Annotated in this window: 25 protein-coding genes; 17 read left to right on the top strand and 8 right to left on the bottom strand. The window is 40.8% G+C overall.

All coding sequences use genetic code 11. The annotated features are described in order from the left end of the window. Nucleotide 1 precedes the first annotated feature (1 nt). A complete protein-coding gene (locus B0184_RS04105) occupies nucleotides 2-1,480 on the bottom strand; it encodes a TrkH family potassium uptake protein (RefSeq protein ID WP_005709219.1) in 1,479 nt (492 codons plus the stop codon). 10 nt (nucleotides 1,481-1,490) lie between these two features. After that, a complete protein-coding gene (locus tag B0184_RS04100; RefSeq protein WP_005709226.1) occupies nucleotides 1,491-2,099 on the bottom strand; it encodes a YigZ family protein in 609 nt (202 codons plus the stop codon). A 110-nt stretch (nucleotides 2,100-2,209) separates the two neighbouring features. Between B0184_RS04100 and fmt the strand changes: the two genes are divergently transcribed. Next, nucleotides 2,210-3,163 (top strand): methionyl-tRNA formyltransferase, encoded by a 954-nt coding sequence (gene fmt / locus B0184_RS04095; RefSeq protein ID WP_005709227.1) that lies wholly within the window; start codon nucleotides 2,210-2,212, stop codon nucleotides 3,161-3,163. 91 nt (nucleotides 3,164-3,254) lie between these two features. Here fmt and frdD read toward each other — a convergent pair whose 3' ends face one another. From frdD to frdA, 4 genes are read right to left on the bottom strand one after another with little or no spacing between them, the layout of a single operon-like run. Further along, on the bottom strand, nucleotides 3,255-3,611 hold the full coding sequence (gene frdD / locus B0184_RS04090; protein WP_005709199.1) for a fumarate reductase subunit FrdD: 357 nt from the start codon (nucleotides 3,609-3,611) through the stop codon (nucleotides 3,255-3,257). 9 nt (nucleotides 3,612-3,620) lie between these two features. After that, nucleotides 3,621-4,013, bottom strand: coding sequence for a fumarate reductase subunit FrdC (gene frdC, locus B0184_RS04085; RefSeq protein WP_005709223.1), 393 nt, complete (start codon nucleotides 4,011-4,013; stop codon nucleotides 3,621-3,623). A gap of 8 nt (nucleotides 4,014-4,021) precedes the next feature. Beyond that, nucleotides 4,022-4,747, bottom strand: coding sequence for a succinate dehydrogenase/fumarate reductase iron-sulfur subunit (locus B0184_RS04080; protein WP_005709235.1), 726 nt, complete (start codon nucleotides 4,745-4,747; stop codon nucleotides 4,022-4,024). 9 nt (nucleotides 4,748-4,756) lie between these two features. Beyond that, nucleotides 4,757-6,550, bottom strand: a complete 1,794-nt coding sequence (gene frdA, locus B0184_RS04075) for a fumarate reductase (quinol) flavoprotein subunit (RefSeq protein WP_005709242.1) — start codon at nucleotides 6,548-6,550, stop codon at nucleotides 4,757-4,759. 336 nt (nucleotides 6,551-6,886) lie between these two features. Between frdA and B0184_RS10640 the strand changes: the two genes are divergently transcribed. Continuing rightward, nucleotides 6,887-7,039, top strand: a complete 153-nt coding sequence (locus tag B0184_RS10640) for a hypothetical protein (protein WP_005709210.1) — start codon at nucleotides 6,887-6,889, stop codon at nucleotides 7,037-7,039. Nucleotides 7,040-7,209: 170 nt separating this feature from the next. Next, nucleotides 7,210-7,386 carry an anion permease gene (locus B0184_RS10635; protein ID WP_005709201.1) on the top strand — a complete coding sequence of 59 codons (177 nt, stop codon included), beginning with the start codon at nucleotides 7,210-7,212 and terminating at the stop codon, nucleotides 7,384-7,386. 93 nt (nucleotides 7,387-7,479) lie between these two features. Here B0184_RS10635 and B0184_RS04065 read toward each other — a convergent pair whose 3' ends face one another. Next, entirely contained in the window at nucleotides 7,480-8,130 is a 651-nt protein-coding gene (locus tag B0184_RS04065; RefSeq protein ID WP_005709238.1) for a TfoX/Sxy family DNA transformation protein, read from the bottom strand. Nucleotides 8,131-8,615: 485 nt separating this feature from the next. On the opposite strand from B0184_RS04065, the gene rpsJ reads away from it, so the two are divergent. From rpsJ to B0184_RS04000, 14 genes are all read left to right on the top strand, one after another. After that, entirely contained in the window at nucleotides 8,616-8,927 is a 312-nt protein-coding gene (gene rpsJ / locus B0184_RS04060) for a 30S ribosomal protein S10 (protein WP_001181005.1), read from the top strand. Between the two features lie 25 nt (nucleotides 8,928-8,952). Further along, nucleotides 8,953-9,579 (top strand): 50S ribosomal protein L3, encoded by a 627-nt coding sequence (gene rplC, locus B0184_RS04055; RefSeq protein WP_005706393.1) that lies wholly within the window; start codon nucleotides 8,953-8,955, stop codon nucleotides 9,577-9,579. A gap of 15 nt (nucleotides 9,580-9,594) precedes the next feature. Next, nucleotides 9,595-10,197 (top strand): 50S ribosomal protein L4, encoded by a 603-nt coding sequence (gene rplD, locus B0184_RS04050; RefSeq protein ID WP_005706452.1) that lies wholly within the window; start codon nucleotides 9,595-9,597, stop codon nucleotides 10,195-10,197. After that, nucleotides 10,194-10,499 carry a 50S ribosomal protein L23 gene (rplW, locus tag B0184_RS04045; RefSeq protein ID WP_005706434.1) on the top strand — a complete coding sequence of 102 codons (306 nt, stop codon included), beginning with the start codon at nucleotides 10,194-10,196 and terminating at the stop codon, nucleotides 10,497-10,499. Before rplD ends, rplW begins: the two co-directional genes overlap by 4 nt. Nucleotides 10,500-10,518: 19 nt before the next feature. Continuing rightward, on the top strand, nucleotides 10,519-11,340 hold the full coding sequence (gene rplB, locus B0184_RS04040; RefSeq protein ID WP_005709198.1) for a 50S ribosomal protein L2: 822 nt from the start codon (nucleotides 10,519-10,521) through the stop codon (nucleotides 11,338-11,340). 27 nt (nucleotides 11,341-11,367) lie between these two features. Continuing rightward, nucleotides 11,368-11,643 (top strand): 30S ribosomal protein S19, encoded by a 276-nt coding sequence (gene rpsS / locus B0184_RS04035; protein ID WP_005539416.1) that lies wholly within the window; start codon nucleotides 11,368-11,370, stop codon nucleotides 11,641-11,643. A gap of 10 nt (nucleotides 11,644-11,653) precedes the next feature. Further along, a complete protein-coding gene (gene rplV / locus B0184_RS04030) occupies nucleotides 11,654-11,986 on the top strand; it encodes a 50S ribosomal protein L22 (RefSeq protein ID WP_005706427.1) in 333 nt (110 codons plus the stop codon). A 17-nt stretch (nucleotides 11,987-12,003) separates the two neighbouring features. Continuing rightward, the gene (gene rpsC, locus B0184_RS04025) at nucleotides 12,004-12,711 is read left to right on the top strand and encodes a 30S ribosomal protein S3 (RefSeq protein WP_005709211.1); all 708 of its coding nucleotides are present in this window, start codon (nucleotides 12,004-12,006) and stop codon (nucleotides 12,709-12,711) included. Nucleotides 12,712-12,724: 13 nt separating this feature from the next. Continuing rightward, nucleotides 12,725-13,135 (top strand): 50S ribosomal protein L16, encoded by a 411-nt coding sequence (rplP, locus tag B0184_RS04020; protein WP_005706445.1) that lies wholly within the window; start codon nucleotides 12,725-12,727, stop codon nucleotides 13,133-13,135. After that, nucleotides 13,135-13,326, top strand: a complete 192-nt coding sequence (gene rpmC, locus B0184_RS04015) for a 50S ribosomal protein L29 (protein ID WP_005706394.1) — start codon at nucleotides 13,135-13,137, stop codon at nucleotides 13,324-13,326. The genes rplP and rpmC overlap by 1 nt, the downstream gene beginning before the upstream one ends. Continuing rightward, nucleotides 13,326-13,580, top strand: coding sequence for a 30S ribosomal protein S17 (rpsQ, locus tag B0184_RS04010; protein ID WP_005706413.1), 255 nt, complete (start codon nucleotides 13,326-13,328; stop codon nucleotides 13,578-13,580). The genes rpmC and rpsQ overlap by 1 nt, the downstream gene beginning before the upstream one ends. Before the next feature lie 141 nt (nucleotides 13,581-13,721). Beyond that, nucleotides 13,722-13,871 (top strand): hypothetical protein, encoded by a 150-nt coding sequence (locus B0184_RS10510; RefSeq protein ID WP_005709229.1) that lies wholly within the window; start codon nucleotides 13,722-13,724, stop codon nucleotides 13,869-13,871. A gap of 21 nt (nucleotides 13,872-13,892) precedes the next feature. After that, entirely contained in the window at nucleotides 13,893-14,105 is a 213-nt protein-coding gene (locus tag B0184_RS04005) for a hypothetical protein (RefSeq protein ID WP_005709193.1), read from the top strand. A gap of 20 nt (nucleotides 14,106-14,125) precedes the next feature. Next, entirely contained in the window at nucleotides 14,126-14,425 is a 300-nt protein-coding gene (locus B0184_RS04000) for an EamA family transporter (protein ID WP_332835004.1), read from the top strand. A gap of 49 nt (nucleotides 14,426-14,474) precedes the next feature. Here B0184_RS04000 and bamJ read toward each other — a convergent pair whose 3' ends face one another. Then, entirely contained in the window at nucleotides 14,475-15,104 is a 630-nt protein-coding gene (bamJ, locus tag B0184_RS03995; RefSeq protein ID WP_005709225.1) for a BamJ family beta-barrel-assembly machinery protein, read from the bottom strand. Nucleotides 15,105-15,248: the final 144 nt, after the last annotated feature.

Genomic DNA, 15,248 nt, shown 5'->3' with positions numbered 1-15,248 from the left:
GTTAATCTTTCCAAAAAACAGGGCTTAAAATCACAAGTAAGGTAAACACTTCCAAACGCCCGCACACCATCGCAAAAGTCATTACCCATTTTGCCTCATCAGGCACCTGGGTGAAGTTGGTGCTCACGCTACCCAATGCAGGTCCAAGGTTATTCAGGCTTGCTAAAACCGCATTAAAAGCATCGAATGACTGCATTCCACACAAAATCGCCATTAACCAACAGAGAATAAAGACGAAAATATAAGCAGAGAAAAACGCCCAAATGCCTTCTTCAATACGGTCGGAAAGCACAGATTTACCTAGCTTAATCGGCTTAATTGAATTCGGATGCACGAACCGGTGGATTTCGCGGTTCATTTGCAAATAGAGCAGCAGCACGCGAATTACCTTCAAGCCCCCTCCTGTTGAACCTGCACAACCACCAATAAAAGAGGCTAAAATTAGTAAGGTCGGTAAAAATGATGACCATTGACTGAAGTCTGTTACTCCAAAACCGGCAGTAGTGGAAATTGACACCGATTCAAACAACACTTGGTCAATAGTAGTATCAGTGATGCTGAAATAGTTGTAAAGGCTGAGCACCGCCACGCAAATCGCAAACAACGCAATTTGGATAAACAAAAACGAGCGGAACTCGTAATCTCGCCAATAAAGGCGTTGCAACACCGAGCTTTTGCGTTTCTCTTTGGGATCTTTCAACTGGCTAAACAAGGTAAAATGCAAAGCGAAGTTACAAGACGAAATCAGTAAGAAAAAGACTGTAATGTAGTTAATCGTAATGCTGTTGAAATAGCCAATGCTGGCATCATGGGTTGAGAATCCACCTATCGAAATGGTCGTAAAACTGTGCGAAATCGCATCAAAAGGTGTCATTCCCGCCAGCCAATATGCTAGCCCGCACAAAATTGTGAGCGAAAGATAAATTTGCCACAGCATTTTCGCCACTTCTGCGATCCGCGGTTGCATTCGCTCGTCTTTGAGTGGGCCTGGCATTTCCGCCCGATAGAGCTTACCCAACCCCATCATCGGGATAATCGCAATCGCTAATACGATGATCCCCATTCCGCCTAACCATTGCAAAAATTGGCGGTAGAACAAGATGGCTTTGGGCAGATCATCCAGCCCTGTAATTACCGTTGCACCTGTGGTCGTCAGCCCTGAAAAAGACTCAAAAATCGACTCACTGAAATTCAAATCTGGGTGTTCAAGCAGAATAAATGGCACAGCACCAAGGCTGCCCAATACAATCCAGAATAGCACCACAATCAGAAAACCCTCACGGGAACGCAACTGATCTTTGTAATCACGGCAGAACCACCAAAGAGTCGCCCCGACAGCAAATGTGAGGGCAAAAGACTCCAAGAACTCTCGTCCACCGCCATCCCCATAAATCAAGGCGACCGCAGCAGGCAAAAGCATCGTGAGAGAAAAGCTCATCACTAACACGCCAACAATGCGAATAATGGTTAGAAATTGCATTTGACCTTCTTTATTCTTCTTTTTCTAATTCCAATCGCCCCGCAAAACGTTGAGTAAGCGTGGCTTGGATTTGTTCAACCTGCACGGGATTTATTGCCCAATGAAGTTCGATTTTCTCGCAAAATTGCTGATCGAGTATCTCAATATCCCAATCCTGCAGCAAGTGACTGATCGTATTAAATTGCTCATATTCACACTGCAAGCGGTAGTTTTCTCGCAATACTTTGCGAACCGTATCAAGCGATAACAATGCCTGTTGCACTCCGTTGCCATACGCCTTTACCAATCCGCCAGTACCCAGCTGAATTCCGCCATAGTAACGCACTACTACAGCAGTAATTTCACCCAACCCCGAACCAAGCAAATAATTCAACATTGGCTTTCCCGCCGTACCCGAAGGTTCACCGTCGTCCGAAAAACCATATTGTTGCGAATCGTTTGGTGTACCAGCCACCGTCGCCCAACACCAATGGCGAGCGGACGAATGCAATGCTTTCATCTCCGCTAAAAACGCCTTGGATTGCTCCATTCCTTCAGTGTGGCGAAGGTAGGTAATAAATCGGCTTTTTTTGATTTCTTCCTCAAAAATCACTTCCGATTTCGGGATAAAAAATTCCATTCAGTTCTCTTATTGCAACAAATTTAGTGTATTTTAGCAAAAAAATGAGCGATGAGAAAAAACGAGTTTTCTGCTAAAATTCCCCCATTATTTATCAACTTTATACGATTATGTCAAAACTTAATATTATCTTTGCTGGCACGCCTGATTTCGCTGCTCAACACCTACAAGCCTTGCTTGATTCAGAACACAACGTCATTGCCGTTTACACTCAACCCGACAAACCTGCAGGTCGAGGCAAAAAACTGCAAGCCAGCCCCGTCAAACAGCTTGCCGAAGCACACAACATTCCCGTTTATCAGCCGAAATCGTTGCGTAAGGAAGAGGTTCAAGCAGAGCTTAAAGCCTTAAATGCAGATGTGATGGTGGTGGTGGCTTATGGTTTGATTCTGCCTGAAGCAGTGTTAAATGCACCTAAATATGGCTGTTTGAACGTGCACGGTTCGATTCTCCCACGTTGGAGAGGTGCAGCCCCTATTCAGCGTGCGATTTGGGCAGGCGATAGCCAAACAGGCGTAACCATTATGCAGATGGACATCGGTTTAGACACAGGCGATATGTTGCACAAAGTGTATACCGATATTTTACCGATAGAAACCTCCGCTTCGCTTTATCAAAAACTTGCCGAGCTTGCTCCGCCAGCATTATTAGAGGTGTTAAACGGGTTAGAAAATCAGCAATTCAAACCTGAAAAACAAGATGATGATTTAGCTAATTACGCCGAAAAGCTTACCAAAGAAGAAGCAAAATTAGACTGGAATTTGCCCGCTTGTCAGTTGGAACGCAATATCCGAGCCTTCAATCCAGCCCCAATTGCCTTCTTAACCGTGAATGTGAATGGCAATGAAGAACGAATAAAAGTTTATCAAGCTAATGTGTTACCACACCAAGAAAAAGCATTCGGCACTGTGATTGCCTTTGATAAAAAAGGCTTGAAAATTGCCACTCAAGATGGTGTATTAAACATTACCCAACTTCAACCACAAGGCAAAAAACCGATGTCGGTGCAAGATTTCTTAAACGGACGAGCAGATTGGTTTAAGGTGGGAGATGTATTAAATTAAAGAAAATGGTCGTATAATACGACCATTTTTATGGATAGAACAAAACCCTGTAAATTTGCAGGGTTTTATGTTTTTTAGACTGCTTGTAGAATTACAGGCTTAATGTTAAGTAAGCTACAACAACTGTGTAAACTACGGATAATCCATAGAAAATCACGCCCCCTGCTTGGAGGTGTACTTTTAAGTCGTGTAAGCCGTGGTGAACACGGTGCATTCCCGCCCACATTGGGAAAATAGTTAAAACCAAAATAGTGATTTTACCAATCCAAGTGTGTGCGAAGGTGTTGATAGTTTGTGCATCAACAATGCCGAATGGTAAGAGTAATGCGAAGATTAAAATCACCACAGGGAAGAAGAACGCACTCACAGAACCGCCTGCACTAAAGAGTAACCATACGGGCGGTTCGTTTGATTTTACCGCTTTGTTAATAACGTCTTGTTTGCTCATATTTCACTCCTATAACGCAAGGGCTAATACGATGATGCTAATTACCGCGGTAATACCCCACATAATTTTCGCACCCGTTGCCACAGGTAATTTTTCACCTTTTACCATAATACCCAAGACTTGTGGGGTCATAATGAAGAGCGTTGCAGCGTGCAATAACATTGCCGCTAAGCTCACAAGGTTTAAGATAATCACAATTGGATTTTTTAAGAAGTCCACAAAGTTCGTGTCAAAAGTGCCGTTACCTAATGCGATTACGCCATAAAGTAATACTAAGCAGAACCAAACAGTTGGGATAGCAGTTGCTTCACGCACCATATAGAATTTATAGAAGCCAAGTTTTGTCCACCAATTCGCTTTTACTTCACGTACATAGGCTTTGCGTTTTGTTGCTGTTGTCATAATTCCCCCTAGCCTTTTGGTTTTAACATTGAGATCACGTAGTCTTTGGCACTTTCAAGTTTGCCTTGGTTGATTGCTGAAGCAGGACCAACGTGTTTTGGACACACTTCTGAGCAGTAACCAACGAAAGTACAGCTCCACACACCGTTTTGTGAGCTTAAGAGCTTCATACGTTGTTCACGACCGTTATCACGGTTATCTAAGTTATAACGGTGAGCTAAGGTTAAGGCAGCAGGACCGATAAACTCTGGGTTTAAACCAAATTGAGGGCAAGCGGCGTAGCATAAACCACAGTTGATACACATTGAGAATTGACGATATTTCTCAAGTTGTGCTGGAGTTTGTTTCGTACGCTGACCTGCTGGTGCTTTGTTGTCAATGATGTATGGTTGAATTGCTTCAATACTGTCGATGAAGTGACTTAAATCTACCACTAAGTCACGTTCAATCGGGAAGTTTTGAAGTGGTTCAATACGCATATGACCGCTGTAGTCGCGTAAGAATGTTTTACACGCTAATTTTGGTTTGCCATTTACCATCATACCGCAAGAACCGCAGATTGCCATACGGCAAGACCAACGGTAAGATAGCTCTGGTTGTAACTCATCTTTGATGTAGTTTAATGCGTCTAACAATGAAGTTTGACCATCAAACGGTACTTCATATTTTTCTAAATGTGGTTCACTATCCACTTCTGGGTTGTAGCGAAGCACTTCAATCGTCATTTTTTCCATAGCTATCCCCTATTTTTGTTCTGCCGCTTTTTTCGCTGCTTCTTGTGCTGCACCTTCTGCACCGTACACACGTTTTGCAGGTTGTGATTTGGTGATTTTCACATCGCTGTATTTAATAGTTGGTTTGCCATCCGCGTTGTAGAATGCTTGGGTGTGTTTTAAGTAGTTCACATCATCACGTTCAGTGAAGTCTAAACGTTGGTGTGCACCACGCGATTCTTTACGTTCAACTGCAGAGCAAGCGATAGATTGTGCTACGTCTAAAATAAAGCCTAATTCGATTTTATAGAGTAAATCCGTGTTGAATACGCTTGATTTATCTTTCACGCTGATGCGTTTATAACGTTCTTTAAGCTCTTCAATTTTGTTTACTGCACCTTCCATACCTTCTTGTGTACGGTAGATACCACAACCTTCTTCCATTGCATCGCCCATTTGGTTACGAATGTCTGAGTAAGATTCGTTACCTTCTTGGTTTGCAAGAGCCGTTAAGCGTGCTACAACATCTTTAGCTTGGGCATCAATTTGTGCTTGGTTTGCATTGACTGCTTCTAACGCACGGCGTGCCGCATTTTCACCCGCCACTTTACCGAATACCACAAGTTCAGCTAATGAGTTAGAACCTAAGCGGTTTGCACCGTGTAAGCCTGAAGAAGCACATTCACCCACTGCATATAAACCTTTGATTGAGGTTTCAGCATGCATATCCACTTCAATACCACCCATGGTGTAGTGAACCACTGGGCGCACTGGGATTGGTTGGGTCACTGGATCCACACCTTCATAAGCACGTGCTAATTCGCAGATGAACGGTAAACGTTCAGTTAAGTGTTTTTCACCTAAATGACGTAAGTCTAAGTGAACTACATCCACGCCTTTCGCCGTTTTTAAGGTATTGCCTTTTTTCCACTCTTGCCAGAATGCTTGAGAAACACGGTCACGAGGACCTAATTCCATATATTTGTTTTCTGGTTTGCCGATTGGGGTTTCTGGTCCTAAGCCGTAATCTTGAAGATAACGGTAGCCATCTTTATTCACTAAGATACCACCTTCACCACGGCAACCTTCGGTCATCAAAATACCTGTGTTTGGTAAGCCTGTTGGGTGATATTGAACGAACTCCATATCACGTAATGCCACACCGTGACGATAAGCCATTGATAAACCGTCACCTGTTACGATACCTCCGTTAGTATTGAAACGATAAGTACGGCAACCACCACCAGTTGCGATAACTACCGCAGATGCATTGATTTGCACTAATGAGCCTTCCATCATATTCATTGCCACACAACCGCGAGCTTCGCCGTTATCGGTTAAAATATCTAATACAAAGTGTTCATCAAAACGCACGATGTTAGGGTATTTCATTGAGGTTTGGAACAGTGTATGCAAAATGTGGAAGCCCGTTTTATCGGCCGCGAACCAAGTACGCTCAATTTTCATCCCACCGAAACGACGCACGTTCACTTCACCATCTTCACGACGGCTCCACGGGCAGCCCCAACGTTCTAATTGGGTCATCTCAATTGGAGAATGCTCTACAAAGTATTCCACAATGTCTTGCTCACATAACCAGTCGCCACCGCCTACAGTGTCGTTAAAGTGGTTATCGAATGAGTCGTTATCTTTAATTACTGCTGCTGAACCGCCTTCTGCTGCCACAGTATGGCTACGCATTGGGTAAACTTTTGAGATTAAAGCGATTTTCAAGTTCGGATTTGCTTCTGCTGCTGCAATTGCTGCACGTAAGCCACCGCCACCAGCACCTACAATTGCGACATCAAAATTAACACTTTGCATATGCACTCCAAAATAATAATAGGTAAAAACATAAGAAGTTGGCTTATTCTGCCACTTTGGAGGTACAAAAAAAAGCTTTTTCACAATTTTTTAACAAAAAACAACCGCTTTTATGATCTAACTCAAAAAATGAACAATAGTGAGAATAATACTTAATTATCAATGTATTGATTTACGTTATTTTTTTGAATTCACCTCCAAAGAAGGTAAATTTTTTGATCTATCCCCAAAAAATAATTACATAGTTGTTATAAATTGTAACGACTTTTATTTTACTAATTAAATCATTTAATTTTGGAGTGTTACTTTATAAAATTAGATATCAAATGGATTCCATTGCTGATTATTACCGCCATTAATGTGGGTCTATGGCAACTTGCCCCATCTGAAGGCTTACCTGTTTCTGCGTGGCACACTGTAATTATTTTCGTGCAACCATCGTTGCCATTGTTTGCAAAGTGGGTGAAATCGGCTTACTCGGGATTGTGAGTATGACTATCTACGCCTCACTTACGTAGCAGGAGCGGAAAACGATGCGGGTGCAATCAAAGATGCATTAAGCTAATTAAGCAGCACGCTCATCTGGCTCGTTGTAGTGGTATTTATGAGATTGCACTCGGCTTCACTAAAACGGGCTTAGGTTGCCGTATTGTCCCAGAATGCCAAGTAATACTGCACGTTGTGGTGGTGTAATCTATCCAATTACAGACTCCCTTTCTCGCAACTTCGAATCTTATCCAGAGAACGAATATCACTCTAAAGTGGGGACATTCTTAGTAAGCTATATCGGGAATATGAACGACATCAAAACGAAAAAGGTGCGTGGGATACCTTAATCTGATGGAAAATGTTTTTAGATTGGATGCTTGAATAACCGTGGGAATTGACTCCCACGGTTTATTTTTAATTCATTTCTTTCCTTTATAATGTTAATCTTCATCTGTAATATCAAATCTATGACGCAATCCAGCATTGTAAAGAGCCTGATTAGCTTCTTTTAGCAGTTCCAACCTTTCTTTATGGGTAATATGGTAGATTGATTTTTGATGAATAGCGCCATGTAGTCTAAATAGCATCATATCTGAGCGATCAGAGCCTTGTTTGATAAGCTCAATAAAAGTGTTCATATAGCCTTTCTGTCTAAATTGCTCCACATTCTTGATATTAATACGCTTTAAAATTCGCTCCATTTTTATGTTCATATTAGCTAATGAACGCACTTGTGTTTTACGTTTTTCCTCTTCAAGTCGTTGTTGGTTTGTAAGTTCTTCTAAAATAGAGGTCAGCCAAATAGAAAATTTTGGCGTTTCTAAAGCAAATTTATAAGACATTGCATAAAAATTTTTAGTATTTATACCAACATCATGATCTTGAAGTGGATAAGTTCCTTCAAGTTGCTGAATTTCTGCTTTTGAGTTTGTAGATGCACGTAAAAAGACCATATTATTTTTATATAAAGCCAACATAAATCCATTGGCAAAAACGGCATAATAAGAAAAGTAAGTTTTAATTTTAACTTTCCCTACGATAGGTTCAAAAAGAGTAGAAATGGGTTTTTCAACAGCTTGAATAGGTTGCATTTTTTCTCCTGAAAATATAAATAATTTTGTTAAATAAAAAAATATTTTTAATAAATACCTGAGAATGTATGATCGTTTCAACTACATTTTTTCAAAAATGTGAACTTGCTCGAAAATTTAAGAAAAATATTTTGAAATAACATAGAAATTTGAGATGTTTCAAAATAGTCTAGTTTGTGATAAGAGATGCTAAAAAATTTTGCCTAAAAAGTGGTTCAAAAAATTAGCAAATTTGCAGAAAAAAGAGTTGCCAAAATCGGAATTTGTCGGTATCATACAGCCACTTTTCTCGTGCATCTTTGCGAGAAGGTGTATGGTAAAGTCGTTTGATGTAATCATTTATCAAATGGTGTTGCCGATTTGGCAACATATATAATGTTCCTAATCTTGGAACTATAATTAGGTGTAACTGAGCTCCCTTATTCTTTTTGGATAAGTGGTAGTTTGGTTTTTTATTAGCTAAATTTTAATGGAGCTCTGGTCTAATGCAGAACCAAAGAATCCGTATCCGCTTAAAGGCGTTTGATCATCGTTTAATCGATCAATCAACAGCGGAGATCGTAGAAACAGCTAAACGTACTGGTGCACAAGTTCGTGGTCCAATTCCTTTACCAACTCGTAAAGAACGTTTCACGGTATTGATTTCTCCACACGTTAACAAAGATGCGCGTGACCAATATGAAATCCGTACTCACAAACGTTTAGTTGATATTGTTGAACCAACAGAAAAAACTGTTGATGCATTAATGCGTTTAGATCTAGCTGCTGGCGTTGATGTTCAGATTAGTCTAGGTTAATTGGGAATTTTAAGAGGTTATTACAATGATTGGTTTAATCGGTCGTAAAGTTGGTATGACCCGCGTTTTCACTGAAGACGGCGTGTCTATTCCAGTTACCGTTATCGAAATCGAAGCCAACCGTGTTACTCAAGTTAAAACCCTTGAAAACGATGGCTATTCTGCAATTCAAGTTACTACTGGTACTAAAAAAGCTAGTCGTGTAACTAAGCCAGAAGCAGGCCATTTCGTGAAAGCAGGTGTTGAAGCTGGTCGCGGTTTATGGGAATTTCGTACTGAAGGTGAAGAATTCACTTTAGGTCAAGAAATCAATGTTGACATCTTCACAGATGTTAAGAAAGTCGATGTTACTGGTACATCTAAAGGTAAAGGTTTCCAAGGTGGTGTGAAACGTTGGAACTTCCGTACTCAAGATGCTACACATGGTAACTCTTTATCACATCGTGTACTTGGTTCTATTGGTCAAAACCAAACTCCAGGTCGTGTGTTTAAAGGTAAAAAAATGGCTGGACACTTAGGTGCTGAGCGTGTAACTGTTCAATCACTTGAAGTTGTTCGTGTAGATGCTGAGCGTAAATTATTATTAGTTAAAGGTGCTGTTCCAGGCGCAACTAATAGTGATGTTATTGTCAAACCAGCAGTTAAAGCATAAGTCTAGGAGATAGAGATGGAATTACAAGTTGTTGGTGCAAACGCACTCACTGTTTCTGAAACTACCTTCGGACGTGAGTTTAACGAAGCGTTAATCCACCAAGTAGTTGTTGCTTATGCAGCAGGTGCTCGTCAAGGTTCACGTGCACAAAAAACTCGTGCTGAAGTGTCTGGTTCAGGCAAAAAACCTTGGCGTCAAAAAGGTACAGGCCGTGCACGTTCTGGTGACATCAAATCACCAATCTGGCGTTCAGGTGGTATCACATTCGCTGCGAAACCACAAGATCACAGCCAAAAAGTGAACAAAAAAATGTACCGTGGTGCAATCAAAAGCATTCTTTCTGAATTAGTTCGTCAAGACCGTTTAGTGGTTGTTGAGAAATTCGAAATTGATGCACCTAAAACTAAAGTTTTAGCACAAAAATTAAAAGAGATGGCGTTAACTGACGCTTTAATCATTACTGCAAACTTAGATGAAAATCTATTCTTAGCAGCACGCAACTTATACAAAGTAGACGTTCGTGATGTTCAAGCAATCGATCCAGTTAGCTTAATCGCTTTTGATAAAGTGGTTGTAACTGTTGATGCAGTAAAACAAATTGAGGAGATGCTAGCATGATTCAACAAGAACGTTTGCTAAAAGTGCTTAAAGCACCTCATATCTCTGAGAAAGCGACAAACAACGCTGAAAAAGGTAACACAATCGTATTTAAAGTTGCATTAGATGCTAACAAAGTAGAAATTGCGAATGCGGTTGAAGCACTTTTCGAAGTTAAAGTTGATTCTGTACGTACAGTGGTTGTTAAAGGTAAAACTAAACGTCACGGTGCAAAATCAGGTCGTCGTAGTGACTGGAAAAAAGCTTATGTAACTCTTCAAGAAGGTCAATCACTTGACTTCGTTGAAGGTGCGGCAGAGTAATTCGGAGGAATAGAAAACTATGGCTATCGTTAAATGTAAGCCGACCTCCGCTGGTCGTCGTCATGTAGTTAAAGTTGTTAATGCAGAACTTCACAAAGGGAAACCTTTCGCAGCACTTTTAGATACCAAATCTAAAACTGGTGGTCGTAACAACTTAGGTCGTATCACTACTCGCCACATCGGTGGTGGTCATAAACAACACTATCGTTTAGTTGATTTCAAACGTAACAAGTTAGAAATCCCAGCAGTAGTTGAGCGTTTAGAATACGATCCAAATCGTTCTGCTAACATCGCATTAGTTCTTTATAAAGATGGTGAACGCCGTTATATCTTAGCACCAAAAGGTTTATCTGCTGGTGATACGATTCAAGCAGGTGCTTCAGCTCCAATTAAAGTAGGTAACGCATTACCTATGCGTAACATCCCAGTTGGTACGACTGTACACAACGTGGAATTAAAGCCTGGTAAAGGTGGTCAAATTGCACGTTCTGCGGGTGCTAGCGTACAAATTATTGCACGTGAAGGTAACTATATAACTTTACGTCTTCGTTCAGGCGAAATGCGTAAAGTATTAGCTGATTGTTTCGCAACAATCGGTGAAGTAGGTAACTCTGAGCATATGCTTCGCGTTCTTGGTAAAGCAGGTGCTAACCGCTGGAGAGGCGTACGCCCAACAGTTCGTGGTACTGCAATGAACCCAGTAGACCACCCACACGGTGGTGGTGAAGGCCGTAACTTTGGTAAACATCCAGTTACACCTTGGGGCGTTCAAACCAAAGGTAAGAAAACTCGTCACAACAAACGTACTGATAAATACATCGTACGTCGTCGTGGCAAATAATTTTATTCATTAAAAAGAGGATAACCCATGCCACGTTCTCTCAAGAAAGGTCCTTTCCTTGACCTACACTTGTTGAAGAAGGTAGAGAAGGCGGTGGAAAGCGGGGATAAAAAACCAATTAAAACTTGGTCCCGTCGTTCAATGATCATTCCATCAATGATTGGTTTGACCATCGCAGTCCATAATGGTCGTCAGCACGTTCCAGTTTATGTATCAGACGAAATGATCGGTCATAAACTTGGTGAATTTGCACCGACTCGTACATACCGCGGTCACGCCGCAGATAAGAAAGCTAAGAAATAAGAGGTAAAAGATGGAAACTATAGCTAAACATCGTTACGCTCGTACTTCTGCCCAAAAAGCTCGCTTAGTTGCTGATTTAATTCGCGGTAAAAAAGTTTCTGCAGCATTAGAAATCTTAACTTTCACTAACAAAAAAGCAGCAGCTTTAGTGAAGAAAGTTTTAGAATCAGCTATCGCGAACGCAGAGCACAATGACGGTGCAGATGTAGACGATCTTAAAGTTGCTAAGATTTTCGTTGATGAAGGTCCAAGCATGAAACGTGTTATGCCACGTGCAAAAGGTCGTGCAGATCGTATTTTAAAACGTACTAGCCACATCACTGTGGTTGTATCAGATCGTTAATCAGTAGGAGAATAACAATGGGTCAGAAAGTACATCCTAATGGTATTCGCCTTGGTATTGTTAAACCTTGGAACTCTACTTGGTTCGCGAATACACAAGATTTCGCTGACAACTTAGACGGCGACTTCAAAGTACGTAAATTCTTAAACAAAGAGTTAGCGAACGCTTCAGTATCACGTATCACTATTGAACGTCCTGCGAAAAGCATTCGTGTAACTATCCACACAGCTCGTCCTGGTATCGTTATCGGTAAAAAAGGCGAAGATGTTGAAAAATTACGTAACGCAGTAGCGAAAATCGCAGGCGTTCCAGCACAAATCAACATCGCTGAAGTGAAAAAACCAGAGCTAGATGCAAAATTAGTAGCAGATAGCATCGCTTCTCAACTTGAGCGTCGTGTTATGTTCCGCCGTGCAATGAAACGTGCAGTACAAAACGCAATGAAATTAGGTGCTAAAGGTATCAAAGTTGAAGTTAGCGGTCGTTTAGGTGGTGCAGAAATTGCTCGCTCAGAATGGTATCGTGAAGGTCGTGTACCTCTACATACTCTTCGTGCAGACATCGATTATAACACTGCAGAAGCTCACACAACTTACGGCGTAATTGGCGTTAAAGTGTGGATCTTCAAAGGTGAAATTCTTGGTGGTATGGCGGCAGTGATCGAATCTGAAAAAGAACCAGCGACACAGCCTAAAAAGGCGCCACGTGGCAAAGGTCGTAAATAAGGAGAATCACTGAATGTTACAACCAAAACGCACAAAATTCCGTAAAGTACACAAAGGCCGTAACCGTGGTATCGCGGGCGGTACTGAAGTGAGCTTCGGTACATTCGGTTTAAAAGCAGTTGGTCGTGGTCGTTTAACAGCACGTCAAATTGAAGCAGCGCGTCGTGCGATGACTCGTGCAGTTAAACGTCAAGGTAAAATCTGGATCCGTGTGTTCCCAGATAAACCAATTACTGAAAAACCATTAGAAGTCCGTATGGGTAAAGGTAAAGGTAACGTTGAGTACTGGGTAGCTTTAATCCAACCGGGTAAGGTATTATATGAAATGGATGGTGTTTCTGAAGAAATCGCGCGTCAAGCATTTGCATTAGCGGCAGCGAAATTACCAATGAAAACCACATTTGTAACTAAGACGGTGATGTAATGAAAGCTCAAGAACTACGTAACAAAAATGTTGAAGAGCTGAATGCTGAGTTAGTAAACCTTTTAGGTGAACAATTCAAATTGCGTATGCAAGCAGCCACCGGTCAGCTTCAACAAACCCACCAGTTAAAACAAGTGCGTCGTAGTATTGCACAAGTTAAAACTGTATTAACCGAGAAGGCGGGTGAGTAATGACTGATAAAATTCGCACAGTACAAGGTAAAGTAGTAAGCGACAAAATGGACAAATCATTTGTTGTTGCAATTGAACGTACGGTAAAACACCCGTTATACGGTAAATTTATTCGTCGTACAACTAAATTACACGTACACGATGAAAACAACGAAGCTAAATTAGGTGATGTAGTTGAAATCAAGGAATGTCGTCCTGTTTCAAAAACAAAAGCACACACTTTAGTTCGTGTTGTTGAGAAAGCAGTAGCTTAATCAGCAAATCAATATTAAGCCCTCTAGCAGCAATGCTGGAGGGTTTTTTTATGCCTGATTTTCAAAAGAAGTATACTTCTTTTACTTGTTATTGGCATAACAAGTAAAACATATTGAATAACAACTTATAAAGAAGAAATTATGTCAGGTATAATTAATCTACCTCATACTTGCCCTAAATGTGGCAAAACAGCTCGTACAGCACAAGAGTTACAAGAAAAATTTGGCTATCGTACAATTAATACTGGTTCTGCGACTAATCAGAGTTGGTGTAAAAAATGCCGCTCATAATTATCTAATATGGGTAGATATATGAAAAAAACGAGTGATGACCTTCTTATTGACCTCTTTTCTTTACTTTGGAAAGGTGGTGTAGCTGTTTATGAGACTTTTGCTGGATCCTCTAATTCAGGAAAAGAAGCAAGAGATAATGCAAAACGTGAGTTTGAAACTAAATCTGCTGAATGGCGAGAAGCTAGAGATGAGCTTGAAAAACTAAAACAGGAACGAGAACGAAATAAATAAATTCTTAATTAAAAGCGGTCATTTTTCTCAGCAATTTTGCAAATTGCATTAGGAAAATGACCGCTTGTTTTATTCTTTCAAATTTTGATGACTGGGGCTGGATTGTGGTTTACGGCGTGGTAATGCAATGTATGGCGTGGGGAATGATTGCCTATGCGATTCCGTTGTTGTCGCTTAGCTTAACGGGCTTGTTGCTGCTTTCCGAACCTGTGGCAGCATTGTTAATCGACTATTTCTATTTAGATAAGCCGATTGATGTATGGCAATGGTATGGGACGGGCTTAACACTGTTGGCTATTTATTTGGGGGCGAAGAAGTAAAAAATAAGGCGAACATGGTGTTCGCCTTTCTTTATGAATTATGGAGAAATTAAAGAATATCCAACAATTCTACTTCAAACACTAATGTTGCAAATGGAGGGATTGATGCACCTGCACCGCGTTCGCCGTAAGCTAATTCGTGCGGGATGGTTAAACGCCATTTTGAGCCAACTGGCATCATTTGTAATGCTTCAGTCCAACCTTTGATAACGCCATTTACTGGGAATTCAGCTGGTGTGCCACGTTTTACTGAACTGTCGAAAACCGTACCATCAATTAAAGAACCTGTGTAGTGAACACGAACGGTGCTGTCTGCTTTTGGTGTTTCGCCAGTGCCTTCGCTTAATACTTCATATTGTAAACCGCTTTCAGTTGTTTTCACGCTTGCTGCTTTTTTGTTTTCTTCTAAGAATGCTTTGTTCTCTTCATCTAACGCTTTGAATGCTGCCATTTGGGCTTCTTCTGCACGTTGGCTTAATGTTTGAAGTGCTTGTGTCACTTCGTTTAAATCTAATGCTGGTGGGTTTTGGTTTAACACATCATAGATACCTCGTGCGACCGTTTCTGCATCCACATCCATTCCGCTACCTAAAAGTTGCTGACCAATTTGTAAACCAATACCGTAGCCACCTTTTGCTTCTACGCTGTCGAATTTCACTGAGTTGAAATCTAATGCCATTTTTTGTTCCTTCTATTTAATTTAAGATTTGTCAGTTATGGGGCTGAATTTGGTGAATACAAGGCAAAGCAAGAAAAAAGCGGTTTAATTTCAAAATAAATTTGCAAATTTTACTAAATGTGTAAAGTGTAACTCTTTACTTTT

It is taken from the genome of Haemophilus paraphrohaemolyticus (genome assembly GCF_002015045.1).
Taxonomy (GTDB): Bacteria; Pseudomonadota; Gammaproteobacteria; order Enterobacterales; family Pasteurellaceae; genus Haemophilus_A; species Haemophilus_A paraphrohaemolyticus.
The sequence above is the reverse complement of the archived record's forward strand: the minus strand, read 5'-3'. Positions and strand labels throughout refer to the sequence as shown.

Bases quoted from the DNA above. Each gene is read 5' to 3' on its own strand.
- frdA (WP_005709242.1), bottom strand. From the start codon at position 6,550: ATGCAAAGTGTTAATTTTGATGTCGCAATTGTAGGTGCTGGTGGCGGT.
- rplB (WP_005709198.1), top strand. From the start codon at position 10,519: ATGGCTATCGTTAAATGTAAGCCGACCTCCGCTGGTCGTCGTCATGTA.
- bamJ (WP_005709225.1), bottom strand. From the start codon at position 15,104: ATGGCATTAGATTTCAACTCAGTGAAATTCGACAGCGTAGAAGCAAAA.
- rpsC (WP_005709211.1), top strand. From the start codon at position 12,004: ATGGGTCAGAAAGTACATCCTAATGGTATTCGCCTTGGTATTGTTAAA.
- B0184_RS10635 (WP_005709201.1), top strand. From the start codon at position 7,210: ATGCCAAGTAATACTGCACGTTGTGGTGGTGTAATCTATCCAATTACA.
- rpsS (WP_005539416.1), top strand. From the start codon at position 11,368: ATGCCACGTTCTCTCAAGAAAGGTCCTTTCCTTGACCTACACTTGTTG.
- B0184_RS04080 (WP_005709235.1), bottom strand. From the start codon at position 4,747: ATGGAAAAAATGACGATTGAAGTGCTTCGCTACAACCCAGAAGTGGAT.
- B0184_RS04105 (WP_005709219.1), bottom strand. From the start codon at position 1,480: ATGCAATTTCTAACCATTATTCGCATTGTTGGCGTGTTAGTGATGAGC.
- B0184_RS10510 (WP_005709229.1), top strand. From the start codon at position 13,722: ATGTCAGGTATAATTAATCTACCTCATACTTGCCCTAAATGTGGCAAA.
- rpsJ (WP_001181005.1), top strand. From the start codon at position 8,616: ATGCAGAACCAAAGAATCCGTATCCGCTTAAAGGCGTTTGATCATCGT.
- B0184_RS04005 (WP_005709193.1), top strand. From the start codon at position 13,893: ATGAAAAAAACGAGTGATGACCTTCTTATTGACCTCTTTTCTTTACTT.
- rpmC (WP_005706394.1), top strand. From the start codon at position 13,135: ATGAAAGCTCAAGAACTACGTAACAAAAATGTTGAAGAGCTGAATGCT.
- fmt (WP_005709227.1), top strand. From the start codon at position 2,210: ATGTCAAAACTTAATATTATCTTTGCTGGCACGCCTGATTTCGCTGCT.
- rpsQ (WP_005706413.1), top strand. From the start codon at position 13,326: ATGACTGATAAAATTCGCACAGTACAAGGTAAAGTAGTAAGCGACAAA.
- rplV (WP_005706427.1), top strand. From the start codon at position 11,654: ATGGAAACTATAGCTAAACATCGTTACGCTCGTACTTCTGCCCAAAAA.
- frdC (WP_005709223.1), bottom strand. From the start codon at position 4,013: ATGACAACAGCAACAAAACGCAAAGCCTATGTACGTGAAGTAAAAGCG.
- frdD (WP_005709199.1), bottom strand. From the start codon at position 3,611: ATGAGCAAACAAGACGTTATTAACAAAGCGGTAAAATCAAACGAACCG.
- B0184_RS04065 (WP_005709238.1), bottom strand. From the start codon at position 8,130: ATGCAACCTATTCAAGCTGTTGAAAAACCCATTTCTACTCTTTTTGAA.
- rplD (WP_005706452.1), top strand. From the start codon at position 9,595: ATGGAATTACAAGTTGTTGGTGCAAACGCACTCACTGTTTCTGAAACT.
- rplC (WP_005706393.1), top strand. From the start codon at position 8,953: ATGATTGGTTTAATCGGTCGTAAAGTTGGTATGACCCGCGTTTTCACT.
- rplW (WP_005706434.1), top strand. From the start codon at position 10,194: ATGATTCAACAAGAACGTTTGCTAAAAGTGCTTAAAGCACCTCATATC.
- B0184_RS04100 (WP_005709226.1), bottom strand. From the start codon at position 2,099: ATGGAATTTTTTATCCCGAAATCGGAAGTGATTTTTGAGGAAGAAATC.
- rplP (WP_005706445.1), top strand. From the start codon at position 12,725: ATGTTACAACCAAAACGCACAAAATTCCGTAAAGTACACAAAGGCCGT.